At 30.6% G+C, this 11,988-nt stretch carries 10 protein-coding genes, 2 tRNA genes and 1 rRNA gene; 10 read left to right on the top strand and 3 right to left on the bottom strand.

Annotated elements, in window-relative coordinates; all coding sequences use genetic code 11:
* A 5S ribosomal RNA gene (rrf, locus tag B5G32_RS12405) occupies positions 1-108 on the top strand.
* A gap of 116 nt (positions 109-224) precedes the next feature.
* On the opposite strand, the gene nagB is transcribed toward rrf, so the two are convergent.
* Positions 225-959 (bottom strand): glucosamine-6-phosphate deaminase, encoded by a 735-nt coding sequence (gene nagB, locus B5G32_RS12400; protein ID WP_087304747.1) that lies wholly within the window; start codon positions 957-959, stop codon positions 225-227.
* 169 nt (positions 960-1,128) lie between these two features.
* Between nagB and ptsP the strand changes: the two genes are divergently transcribed.
* Positions 1,129-2,838 carry a phosphoenolpyruvate--protein phosphotransferase gene (ptsP, locus tag B5G32_RS12395; RefSeq protein WP_224762582.1) on the top strand — a complete coding sequence of 570 codons (1,710 nt, stop codon included), beginning with the start codon at positions 1,129-1,131 and terminating at the stop codon, positions 2,836-2,838.
* 38 nt (positions 2,839-2,876) lie between these two features.
* Here ptsP and B5G32_RS12390 read toward each other — a convergent pair whose 3' ends face one another.
* On the bottom strand, positions 2,877-3,344 hold the full coding sequence (locus B5G32_RS12390; RefSeq protein ID WP_087936823.1) for a GAF domain-containing protein: 468 nt from the start codon (positions 3,342-3,344) through the stop codon (positions 2,877-2,879).
* 59 nt (positions 3,345-3,403) lie between these two features.
* Here B5G32_RS12390 and B5G32_RS12385 point away from each other — a divergent pair, with 59 nt between their 5' ends.
* The 4 genes from B5G32_RS12385 (at position 3,404) to B5G32_RS12370 (ending at position 8,973) form a co-directional block, all read left to right on the top strand.
* Positions 3,404-4,630: a deoxyguanosinetriphosphate triphosphohydrolase family protein gene (locus B5G32_RS12385; protein ID WP_087936822.1), complete on the top strand. Its 1,227-nt coding sequence runs from the start codon at positions 3,404-3,406 to the stop codon at positions 4,628-4,630.
* A 61-nt stretch (positions 4,631-4,691) separates the two neighbouring features.
* Entirely contained in the window at positions 4,692-5,624 is a 933-nt protein-coding gene (gene metA, locus B5G32_RS12380) for a homoserine O-acetyltransferase MetA (RefSeq protein WP_087245121.1), read from the top strand.
* Positions 5,625-5,758: 134 nt separating this feature from the next.
* Entirely contained in the window at positions 5,759-7,609 is a 1,851-nt protein-coding gene (locus B5G32_RS12375) for a glucosaminidase domain-containing protein (protein ID WP_239386249.1), read from the top strand.
* 11 nt (positions 7,610-7,620) lie between these two features.
* The gene (locus B5G32_RS12370) at positions 7,621-8,973 is read left to right on the top strand and encodes a cadherin-like beta sandwich domain-containing protein (RefSeq protein ID WP_087936821.1); all 1,353 of its coding nucleotides are present in this window, start codon (positions 7,621-7,623) and stop codon (positions 8,971-8,973) included.
* 15 nt (positions 8,974-8,988) lie between these two features.
* On the opposite strand, the gene B5G32_RS12365 is transcribed toward B5G32_RS12370, so the two are convergent.
* The gene (locus tag B5G32_RS12365; RefSeq protein ID WP_087304742.1) at positions 8,989-9,411 is read right to left on the bottom strand and encodes an NUDIX hydrolase; all 423 of its coding nucleotides are present in this window, start codon (positions 9,409-9,411) and stop codon (positions 8,989-8,991) included.
* Positions 9,412-9,510: 99 nt separating this feature from the next.
* On the opposite strand from B5G32_RS12365, the gene pepV reads away from it, so the two are divergent.
* The 4 genes from pepV to B5G32_RS12345 all read left to right on the top strand — a co-directional run bounded on the left by pepV (position 9,511) and on the right by B5G32_RS12345 (position 11,886).
* Positions 9,511-10,881, top strand: coding sequence for a dipeptidase PepV (pepV, locus tag B5G32_RS12360; protein WP_087936820.1), 1,371 nt, complete (start codon positions 9,511-9,513; stop codon positions 10,879-10,881).
* A gap of 62 nt (positions 10,882-10,943) precedes the next feature.
* A tRNA-Leu gene (locus B5G32_RS12355) sits at positions 10,944-11,029 on the top strand.
* Between the two features lie 12 nt (positions 11,030-11,041).
* Positions 11,042-11,127, top strand: a tRNA-Leu gene (locus tag B5G32_RS12350).
* A gap of 51 nt (positions 11,128-11,178) precedes the next feature.
* Positions 11,179-11,886 carry a Tex-like N-terminal domain-containing protein gene (locus tag B5G32_RS12345; protein ID WP_239386248.1) on the top strand — a complete coding sequence of 236 codons (708 nt, stop codon included), beginning with the start codon at positions 11,179-11,181 and terminating at the stop codon, positions 11,884-11,886.
* Positions 11,887-11,988: the final 102 nt, after the last annotated feature.

Raw genomic sequence — 11,988 nt, 5'->3', positions numbered from 1 at the left:
CTGGTGGTGAAGGCGTGATGGAAACACCTGTACCCATGCCGAACACAGAAGTTAAGCATCACAGCGGCGAAGATAGTAGGCAACTGCGAAAATAGCACGCTGCCAGTCCATGTGAGGGAGTAGTCATTCTATTCCCTCCCTTTTTTTATTCTCATTCCTTTTTTGACAGATAATTCATCATAACAAGTGCAACAAAAAAACTCCAAGATTGGAGTATTTATCTTTTATTTATTTTTTAATAAACTTGCAGCTGCTTCATCAACAACTAAAATACAATCAGGATGATCTTGTAAAGCACTTGCAGGTACATCTGTTGTTTTTGGTCCTTCAACTGTAGCTTGAATAGCTTTTGCTTTTCCTTCACCAGAAGCAATAAGAAGCACTTTTTTAGCTTTCATAATATTTGCAATCCCCATACTTACTGCTTGAGTAGGTACATCTTCAATTTTACCATTAAAGAATAAACGTGCATTGTCTTCAATTGTAGATTGTTTTAAATCAACCTTGTGAGTAACTGAATCAAAAGGTGTTCCTGGTTCATTGAAACCAATATGTCCATTAGAACCAATTCCTAATAATTGAATATCAATAGGATTGTCTTCTAATAATTGGTTATATGCTTTACATTCTTCATCAATATTGCCATTTCCTTTTGGAACATGAACATTATTCATATCAATATCTAATTCATTGAATAAGTTATGACACATAAAATAATGATAACTTTGAGGATGAGATTGATCTAAACCAAAATATTCATCAAGATTAAATGATTTAATATCTTTGTATGAAGTTCCATTTTTCTTGTGATCTTCTCTCATCAATTCATAAAGTCTAATAGGTGTAGATCCCGTAGCTAAACCTAAATTAGCAGTTGGATTGTTTTTAACAACATTCAACATAATTTCACAAGCTTTTTGACTTGCTTCTTCATAATCTTTTACAATAATGACTTCCATCTTTGTCCCTCCTATAATATACTTTTATTATATAACAAGCATAGTGAAATGAAAAGCTATATTTTCATATTTTGAAAATTATAAATTTAATAAATATAGAAAGTTTAATCTTTATTTTATATTGAAAATAAGGTAAAATAAATTTATATGGAGGTAGGTCAAAATGACAATGATTAAAGGTATTGCGGCATCTAATGGTATTGCAATTGCTAAAGCATACAAATTAGTTATGCCTGATTTAACAGTAACTAAAGAAACTGTTGAAGATGTAGAAAAAGAAATTAAAGCTTATGAAGATGCAATGGATTGCACAAGTAAGCAACTTGAAGCTATTAAGGAAGCTGCTTCAAAAAATTTATCTGCTGAAGAAGCTGCAGTTTTTGATGCACATGCTTTGGTTTTATCTGACCCTGAATTAAAAACACAAGTTGAAGATAAAATTAAAAATGAAAAATGTAATGCAGCTGCTGCTTTAGAAGAAGTAGCTAATACATTTGTAGCAATGTTTGAATCTATGGGTGATGAATACTTTAGAGAAAGAGCTGCTGATATTAAAGACGTTTCTCGTCGTTTATTAGCTAATCTTTTAGGAAAATCATTACCTAACCCTGCTTTAATTGATGAAGAAGTTGTGATTATTGCTGATGATTTAACACCTTCTGATACAGCACAATTAAATAAAAATTTAGTTAGAGGATTTGCTACAAATATTGGTGGAAGAACTTCACACTCTGCTATCATGGCAAGAAGTTTGGAAATTCCTGCTGTTGTTGCTTGTAAAACAGTGACTGATGAAGTTAAAGATGGAGATATGATTGCTCTTGATGGTATTGAAGGAGTTGTTATGATCAATCCTGATGAAGATACTATTAAAGAATATACTCAAAAACGTGATGAATATATTGCATATAGAGAAGAACTAAAGAAATTAGTTAATGAAAAAACAGTTTCAACTGATGGTCATCATGTTGAATTAGTTGCCAACATCGGTTCACCAAAAGATTTAGCTGGTGTTAAAGAAAATGGTGGTGAAGGTGTAGGTTTATTTAGAACTGAATTCTTATATATGGAATCTGCTGAATTACCAAGTGAAGATAAACAATTTGAAGTTTATAAAGAAATTTTAGAAGGTATGGCTGGTAAACCTGTTGTTGTAAGAACACTTGATATTGGTGGAGATAAGGAAATCGAAGCTATTGATTTACCTAAAGAAATGAATCCATTCTTAGGTGTACGTGCAATTCGTTTATGCTTCCAAAGAGAAGATATTTTTAGAACTCAATTAAGAGCATTATTAAGAGCTTCTGTTTACGGTGATTTAAGAATCATGTTCCCAATGATTGCGGCATTAGGAGAATTTAGAAAAGCTAAAGGTATCTTAATGGAAGAAAAAGAAAAATTGGTTGCAGAAGGTGTTAAAGTATCTGATACTTTACAAGTTGGTATCATGATTGAAATTCCTGCTGCTGCAGTTTTAGCTGATCAATTTGCTAAAGAAGTTGATTTCTTCTCAATTGGTACTAATGATTTAATTCAATATACATTCGCTGCTGATAGAATGTCTTCAGGTGTATCTTATTTATATCAACCATTTAACCCTTCAATCTTACGATTGGTTAAACATGTTATTGAATCAGCACATAAAGAAGGAAAATGGGCAGGTATGTGTGGAGAAATGGCAGGAGAACCAATGGCAGCTCCATTATTACTTGGTTTAGGATTAGATGAATTCTCAATGTCTGCAACTTCAATTTTGGCACAAAGAAAATTAATTAGAGAATTATCTCAAAAAGAAATGGCTGATTTAGCTAATCAGGCAATTAATTGTACAACAATGGAAGAAGTTGTTGAATTAGTTGAAAAAGTTATTAAAAAATAGAACATACAATAGAATTTAAAATGTAAAAAGGACAGTGTTCATTGTGAACGTTGTCCTTTTTTAAAAATATATTCAGCAATAATTTCTACTATTTTTTCTAAAAAATCCTGATCATTTAAAGTAAATCTATTAAAATAGGGAGAATCAATATCTAAGACACCCATTAATTCACTTTGTACGATTATAGGAATAACAATCTCACTTTTACTACGACTATCACAAGCAATGTGACCACTAAATTGATGTACATCTGCGACACATATTGTTTGATGTAATAAAGCTGCTTTACCACAAACACCTTGACCAATAGGAATCCTTAAACAAGCTACTTTACCTTGGAAAGGACCTAAAATGAGTTCATGATTATCAACGAGATAAAATCCTACCCAATTAATATCTGGAATGATTTCATTTAAGAAAGCAGACATATTTGCCAGGTTAGCAGTGATATTTTCCTCATCTTTCACTAATTCATAGGCTTGCTGTAAAAATAATTGTGTATTCATTGCTTTCACCTCTCTTTTTTAGTATAACATAAATATATCATAAATGAGAGGTAGTAGAAATGGAAAAACAAAAATTCAGTGACTATGGTATGTTTGAAGGACATCCTGAATATGAGCTGGCTGTACAAAGGTGTGAAGATATATATCAAAGAAGATATGACTTAAGAAGTGATTTTGCAAGAGATTATACCAGAATTATCTTTTCACAAGCGTATCGTCGTTTAAAACATAAAACACAAGTTTTTTTTGCTGTCGAAGATGATCATGTCTGTACACGCAGTGAACATGTCAATCTGGTTGAGTCTATCTCATATACAATTGCACATCAACTGGGTCTAAATACAGAACTTACAAAAGCCATTGCAGTAGGACATGATTTAGGTCATGCACCTTTTGGGCATGGTGGTGAAACTATTTTGACTGATATTGCTAAATCTCATGATTTAGATAAGTTTTGGCATGAAAAAAATAGTTTACATTTTGTTGATCATATTGAATTATTAGAAGATAATAACCATTATCAGCATAATTTAAATCTTACATATGCTGTACGTGATGGAATTATATCTCATTGTGGAGAAATGAATCAAAAATATATTCAAAGAAGAAAAGAATATATCAATCTTAATGATTATCAATATGCAGGACAATACAATCCATGGACATATGAAGGATGTGTTGTAAAGATGGCTGATAAAATTGCTTATTTGGCTAGAGATATTGAAGATGCTTTACGTTTAAATGTTTTAACACAATCTCAAATTGATGAATTAAGAACACAATTAAATCAAATGGGGAATTATCAATTTCATGCGATTAATAATGGTTCTGTTGTCAATTATTTTATACATGATGTGGTGGAAAATTCTTGTGTAGAAAAAGGAATAGGCTTATCTCAGGAAGCTTTTGATAAAATGAAATTTATTATGAAATTCAATTATCAAAATATTTATTTAATTAAAAGGGTTCAAGTTCATGAAAAATATGTGTCTTTAATTTTGCATTCTATTTTTGATTTTTTATATGATTATAAAAATCATAATGATTTTATTAAAGATTTAAAGCAGGATTTAAAACAATATCCAAAGTTAATTGGTCATTATTTAGCGTGGCTAGAAAAATACGCTGTTATAGAAAATTATTCGAGAAAAAAAGAATATCATAATCATGTTGTTTATGATTTTATCCATGATTCTCAAGCTTTTGAAAAAAGTATTATAGATTATCTAGCAGGAATGAGTGATGCATTTATTATTCAGCTTTTTAATGAGTTGATTTCTTTTTAAAAGATATTCAAGTCTTTTATGAAATATGATAAAATGAAGCGAGAAATGAGGGGAAATAATTATGCCAATCAAAATACCAGATAATTTACCAGCTGCTAAAATATTAAAAGAAGAAAATATATTTATTATGAGTGAAACACGTGCAACAACACAACGCATTAGACCGTTAAAATTATTAATTTTAAATATTATGCCTACCAAAATTGTAACGGAAACACAATTATTAAGATTATTATCTAATACACCTTTACAAATTGAAGTAGATTGGATTCACATGGCAAGTCATGAATCTAAAAATGTTTCAAAAGAACATTTATTGGCTTTTTATAAAACTTTTGATGATATTAAAGACAATAAATATGATGGTTTAATTATTACAGGAGCACCAGTTGAAAAACTTGAATTTCAAGATGTGGATTATTGGGATGAATTGACAACATTATTAGAATGGTCTAAAACGCATGTTTTTAGCAGTTTCTTTATTTGTTGGGCAGCGCAGGCAGCTTTGCATTATTTTTATGGCGTTTCTAAGTATCTATTACCACATAAATTAACAGGTGTCTATCTACATCATACGAATGTTGAAAAAATGCAAAGAAAAATTTTGCGAGGTTTTGATTATCAATTTTATGCACCTCATTCACGTTATACCAGTGTATCTAAAGAAGATATTGAAAAGATAGATGACTTAGATATTTTAGCTGAATCAAAGGATGCAGGGGTTTATATAGTTGCTTCAAAAGATGGATCACGTTTTTTTGTGACTGGACATCCTGAATATGATCCTGATACTTTAGATAAGGAATATAAAAGGGATTTGGCTAATCCAGATATTATCAGTGAAATGCCAAAAAATTATTATTTGAATGATGATGTCAATAATGAAATACAAGTCAAATGGCGTTCTCATGCTTACTTGATTTTTGCAAATTGGTTAAATTACTATGTTTATCAGGAAACACCTTATAATTTGGAAGATTTAAAAGAAAGATGATATTTATTAGCAGATTATGGGAAATCTGCTAATAAAATCGTCTTTTTTTGTTGAAAAAGCCTAAAATCAATTGAATTTTATGTGTCCTTCATATATAATTTAATTTGGAATGTAATGAAAGAAGGGGTGTTTTAATGAGAAAAAAAATCTGTCAATTGTGTATGTTAGTTATCTCATTAACATTAGTTATAGGGTTAGTTATAAATGTTTCAAATCAAAATTCTGTTGAGGCAAAAGATAGTTCTTCAAAAGGACCAGAAGTAACAGACTATTTTACTGTTATTAATGAAGATGGAAGTACATCTATTGTTGATTTTGATGATATTGAAAATGACAACTCAGAAATTATTGAACAATCAAAAGAATATAATTTGGTTGCTAAAACTGGTGATGATAAAGAAGTTATAGCAACTTATGAAAATGAAGAAGAAGCTCAGGAAGCTTTGGATAATAAGGTTAAAACAAAATCAAAATTGCGTGCAAGAACCTTTTCTGTTACAACATATGCTGTTGAAGAAAATACAAAAGCCATTGAATATGGAGTTGTGTATTTAAACTCTAAAGGTCATGATGGAAATAGTTATTTAACTTATAAAAATGTTTTAACTGGATATGATGGCTATACGACAGGAAGTTATGCAAAAGATGCTGCCTATATTGGAACTGTTAACGGAAAAATTCGTGCAAAACAAGCAGGGACAGTAATGGATTTTGATGCACGTGATGTGACAGTTGTTGATTATCAAAGTGCTAATATTTCTCATTACTATGTTGAAGGTGGTTACTTATATCATAAATATTTTTATGGTTCAGAAAGTTCTAGTGCACAAAGAGTTGGGAAAAAGCCAAGTTACTTAAATGAAGGAACAAAATATTATAGTTATGATGGACATTATTTCTATACAAGTTATCCAACAATGATTAAGGACTATCAAAACAGTAATACATCTTATCCTAATGCAGTTAATAAATCTAATCCTTTCTATAATTACTATCAATTCCTTTCTCATCGTTCTAAAACAACTTTAACTCCATATAATTTGGATACTATTACAAATGATAAAGTGGGTTCTAGTTCTTCAAAAATGAAAAATATGGGACAATATTATATTGAAAATCAAAATACATATGGTACTAATGCCTTATTAATGTATGGTGTATCTGGAAATGAAAGTGCTTGGGGAACAAGTGCAATCGCCCGAGATAAAAATAATTTATTTGGACATGGTGCAGTAGATAATAATCCATATTATGGAGCAAATGGATATGAAAATCCTCAAACAAGTATAAAATATCATGCAGAAAAATTTATTTCCAATGGATATTTAGACAATGAGGATTGGCGTTATAATGGTGGACATTTAGGTGATAAATTATCAGGTATTAATGTTCGCTACGCTTCTGATCCTTATTGGGGAGAAAAAGCAGCTAGTGTTAATTATTATTATAATTATGGAAATGATTATAATAAATATACAATTGGTATAATCAATGGGCAACAAAAAAGTTATAAACTTTATAAAGAACCTGGTTCAACTGTTACTCATACATTGGGAAGCGGTAGTAGCCCACGTACATATAATTTACCAGTTATTGTTTTAGATACAGTGACTGTATCAGGGGAAAAATGGTATAAAATTCAAAGTGATACAGCGTTGAATGAATCTCGTACTGATACTGATTGGGATAATCAATATAAGTTTTCAAGAGATTATTTATATGTTCCTGCTTCTGATGTTACTATAGTTGTCAATGGATATGATAGTAGTACATCAGATGGTTCTACATCTTATGCACGTGGAGATGTTAATGGTAATGGGAAAATAGATGCTGCAGACTATTTGATGGTTATGGATACAATTTTAGGAAAATATTCAATGAATGCAACTCAGAAATCTGTTGGAGATGTTAATAGTAATGGCAAGATAGACGCTGCAGATTATTTGATGATTATGGATTGTATTTTAGGAAAAATTAAGTTATAAAAGGGGTAATTATGAAAAAAATTGGAAAAATCATTTTAACAATATTATTAGTTCCGTTGATTTGTTTTTTTACCATAACGGAATCATATGCCGCATCATTTAGTGTGTCGGTACAAAATAACGGTAATGGGAGTTTAACTGTTACTGTTAGTAGTAGTACACATGCTGGAGGGCTTTCAGTTTCTGCTGGAGGAAAGTCTGGTACTTTAGCCATTAGAACTATTGGTAGTAGTGATTCAACAACTTTACAAACTGGTGCAGGTACTTTTACAGTAACTGTCACTGCTTTAAGTTTGTCTGATGCTAATTATAATTTAGTAGAAGGTGAAACTATAAGTAGAACAGTAACTGTTACAGATAAATCAAGCTCTTCTAGCTCATCTAGTAGTTCTGGTTCTAGCTCATCAAGTAGTTCAAATAATTCTAGTTCTTCAACTACTACAACAGTTCAAGAACCTGAAGTAAAAAAATCTAGTGAAAAGAATTTATCTTCTTTGAGCGTTTCTGAAGGGACTTTATCACCAAAGTTTTCTTCTGGAACAACAACATATAAAGTTGATTTAACAAGCGAAACAGAATCGCTAACTATAAGTGCTAAAGCTAAAGATAGTAAAGCAAAAGTTTCTGGAACAGGTAAAAAAGAATTAAAAATTGGAGAAAATAATTTTACAGTTACGGTTACTGCTGAAGATGGCAGCAAGAAAACTTATACGATTAGTGTTTATGTGACGGAAAAACCAACACAATTTGTTAAATTGGGTGATCAAAATTTAGGAATTTTAAATGATTTATCTAAAACGGATGTGCCAAAAGGATTTGAAAAATCAACAATAAAAATTGACAATAAAGATGTGACAGCTTTACAAAATAAAGATATGGGATTGACTTTATTATATTTACAAAATGAAGATGATAGCACAGGATTTTATATTTATGATGTAGATAATAATAAAGTTTTGAGTAAATATCAAACTGTAGCTGTTAATGGAAAAACATATGTTCTTATGGATGCCCCAGATAATTTAGAAGCTATCCAAGATTTAAAAACAGCAACTATTAAAATTGGTGATGTTGAATTAAATGGATGGAAATTTGAAGATGAGGCTTTATCACATTACACACTTGTCTATTTAATGAATGAAGCTGGGGAAACTCAATTATATACATATGAAGATACTGAAGGGACATTACAAAAATATACTCCTTTTGAAGAAAAAAATGATAATACATTAACATATGTATTTATCGGAACAACAGCTCTATTTGTTGTATCAACTGCAGTTGTTGGTTATATGTATTTTAATTTTAAGAAAAAATCTATTTCAGCAATTAAAGATTATTATGACAAGAAAAATCAAGGATAATGAATCCTTGATTTTTTAGTCGTCGATATTCATTGATTCATATTCTTTAAGTGTTGTAATAATGTCATCATAGATTTTCTGATCAACATAATTAAGTAATTCGTCACTAGAAACAAAACGATATTCAGTGTGTTCATGAGAGATTTGAACATGATCATTGGTTGGAATAGCTAAAAAGCCAATACCAACGGTTTGATAGTCAGGTCGAACGGCTGTAAAAGTATACACTGGTTTGATGATTCTCACATCTAAATTTGTTTCCTCTTTTAATTCTCTAATAAGAGCCTGGTGTGGTGTTTCACCATATTCTAATCCACCTCCAGGAAGTTCCCAAAAACCAAGTCCATCACTAGAAGGACGTACTCTTTTCAGAATCAGGATTTTTTGATGATAAATGACAATAGCTTTGACTGTAATATGAAATCTGATATTTTCCATATGTTTATTCCCTCCATTTTATATATCATATCATTTTTTTTACAAAAAGTATCGTTTTATTAAAAATGTTTGCTATAATAATTGAGAGGTGATTTTAAAATGATTGATTTTTTAGAAGAAGTCTATAAAAGAAAAGATAAAATGATAGAAGATATACAGACATTATGTAAAATACCATCTATTTTAGATGAAACAACAGCTAACGAAGGACAACCATTTGGAAAAGCATGTCGTGATGCGTTAGATGCTATGTTAGAAATAGGTGAGAGAGATGGATTTGTTTGTGAAAATGTTGATGGTTATGCAGGACATATTGATATAGGAGAGGGAGAAGAAACTTTTGGTATTTTAGGACATTTGGATGTTGTGCCTTGCAATGAGAGTGGATGGAACAGTGAACCATATGCAGCAACTTTAAAAAATGGAAAGTTATATGGGCGAGGAGTAGCTGATGATAAAGGACCACTCATTGCCGCATACTATGCTGCTAAAATTATTCATGAATTAAATTTACCTGTGAAAATGAAAACAAGAGTGATTTTTGGATGTAATGAAGAAAATGGTTCAAAATGTATGCAATATTATTTTACAAAGAAACCTTATCCTTCAATGGGGTTTACACCAGATGCAGAATTTCCTGTTGTCTATGGAGAAAAAGCAGGTGTTAATTTTAAAATAATTGGTGAAATTGAAAATGATAATTTAATAGGACTTTATTCTGGAAATAGAGCAAATATTGTTCCAGAAGTTTGTGAAGCTTATTTAACAGGTTCATATAAACAATATAGAGAATCATTTGCTGAATATTTATCTGTTCACCAATTAGATGGATATGTTGAAGAAGAAGGAAATCATACAAAACTTGTTTTGATTGGAAAATCTGCTCATGCCTCTACACCAGAATTAGGAATTAATGGGGCTGTATATATGTGTCATTATTTATCAACTATATCACAAAATCAATTAGTTCAATTTATTGATCAATATTTTTATAATGATTGTTATGGGGAAAAATTAGGTATTGCTTATACGGGATTAATGGGTCCATTAACAGTGAATTTAGGGGTTATCAATTACAAGAATGGACATGTTAATATGATTATAGACATGCGTGTTCCTCATGAAGTGACAGATGAAAAGTTGACAGCAAAAATGCAAAAATGTCTTAACGTTTATGGATTAAAAGAAACACATCATTTAGGAAAAGCTTTATATATAGATCCTCAAAGTGAACTGATTCAAAAGTTGCATAATGCTTATGTTGAATTTACAGGTGATCATAATCATCAACCACAGGCTATTGGTGGTGGCACATATGCAAAAACAATGCCTAATTGTGTTGCTTTTGGTATTGAATTCCCAGATAGTGATAATAAGATTCATCAAAATAATGAAGAAATTTCTATTGATGATTTAATGAAGGCAACAGCTATCTATGCAAAAGCTATTTATGATTTGATTAAGGAATAGAGTGAATTCTCTATTCCTTATTGCATAGAAATATGATTTTTGTTATAATATAAACGCTAATTGCAGGCGTGGTGGAATGGTAGACACGCTATCTTGAGGGGGTAGTGGAAGTATTTCCGTGTGAGTTCAAATCTCATCGCCTGCACCATTTTTGTTTTACGCATCTGTGGTGGAATTGGTAGACACGCTATCTTCAGGCGGTAGTGGATTTAATCCGTGTGAGTTCGAGTCTCATCAGATGCACCAATTGATTGAGCATTGTTTATCAATGTGTTTTTTTATTATTGGAGGATTTTTATGAATCAAGAAATTATACAAAAAATGGCTGAAGAATTATCCATTCAAGAACAACAAATTCAAAATGTTTTATCTTTATTAGAAGAAGGAGCTACTGTTCCTTTTATAGCACGTTATCGTAAAGAAAAAACAGGTGGATTAAATGAAGAACAAATTAGAGAAATTTCAAAAGTATATGAATATCAAGTCAATCTTCAGGAACGAAAAGATGATGTTATTCGTTTAATTGATGAAAAAGGTTTATTAACTGAAGAATTAAAACATAATATTTTAAATGCTTCTAAATTAAGTGAAGTTGAAGATTTTTATAGACCATTTAAAGAGAAAAAGAAAACTAAGGCATCTATTGCTAAGGCAAAAGGATTAGAGCCATTGGCTCAATCGATTTTAAAATTACCTAGAACTTTCGATTTGGAAAAAGAAGCCCAAAAATATTTAAATGAGCAAGTATTAACTATTGAAGAGGCTATTCATGGAGCCAAAGATATTATTGCAGAACAAATAAGTGATGAACCACGTTATCGAAAATATACAAAAGATATGATTTATAAGACAGGTATGATCTCATCTCATGTCAAAAAGAAAAATCCTGATCAAGAAGATGGGATTTACGAAATGTATTATGATTATCAGGAAAGGGTTCAGTATATTGCATCACATCGAATTCTTGCGATTAATCGTGCTGAAAAAGAAGGTAATCTAAAATAACACGGGGTTGTGGGGTTTTGGATTATAAGAAATTGTGGGAAGGCTGTTCTTCCCACAATTTTAAAACTGTATAGGAGAATCATGATCTGATGATGGGTCATG

Source organism: Massilimicrobiota sp. An80 (assembly GCF_002159255.1).
Classification (GTDB): Bacteria; Bacillota_I; Bacilli_A; order Erysipelotrichales; family Coprobacillaceae; genus Allocoprobacillus; species Allocoprobacillus merdigallinarum.
The sequence above is the reverse complement of the archived record's forward strand: the minus strand, read 5'-3'. Positions and strand labels throughout refer to the sequence as shown.

What these genes read in the sequence shown, in the direction of transcription:
- nagB (WP_087304747.1), bottom strand. Translation starts at nt 959, where the DNA reads ATGGAAGTCATTATTGTAAAAGATTATGAAGAAGCAAGTCAAAAAGCT.
- ptsP (WP_224762582.1), top strand. Translation starts at nt 1,129, where the DNA reads ATGATTAAAGGTATTGCGGCATCTAATGGTATTGCAATTGCTAAAGCA.
- B5G32_RS12390 (WP_087936823.1), bottom strand. Translation starts at nt 3,344, where the DNA reads ATGAATACACAATTATTTTTACAGCAAGCCTATGAATTAGTGAAAGAT.
- B5G32_RS12385 (WP_087936822.1), top strand. Translation starts at nt 3,404, where the DNA reads ATGGAAAAACAAAAATTCAGTGACTATGGTATGTTTGAAGGACATCCT.
- metA (WP_087245121.1), top strand. Translation starts at nt 4,692, where the DNA reads ATGCCAATCAAAATACCAGATAATTTACCAGCTGCTAAAATATTAAAA.
- B5G32_RS12375 (WP_239386249.1), top strand. Translation starts at nt 5,759, where the DNA reads ATGAGAAAAAAAATCTGTCAATTGTGTATGTTAGTTATCTCATTAACA.
- B5G32_RS12370 (WP_087936821.1), top strand. Translation starts at nt 7,621, where the DNA reads ATGAAAAAAATTGGAAAAATCATTTTAACAATATTATTAGTTCCGTTG.
- B5G32_RS12365 (WP_087304742.1), bottom strand. Translation starts at nt 9,411, where the DNA reads ATGGAAAATATCAGATTTCATATTACAGTCAAAGCTATTGTCATTTAT.
- pepV (WP_087936820.1), top strand. Translation starts at nt 9,511, where the DNA reads ATGATTGATTTTTTAGAAGAAGTCTATAAAAGAAAAGATAAAATGATA.
- B5G32_RS12345 (WP_239386248.1), top strand. Translation starts at nt 11,179, where the DNA reads ATGAATCAAGAAATTATACAAAAAATGGCTGAAGAATTATCCATTCAA.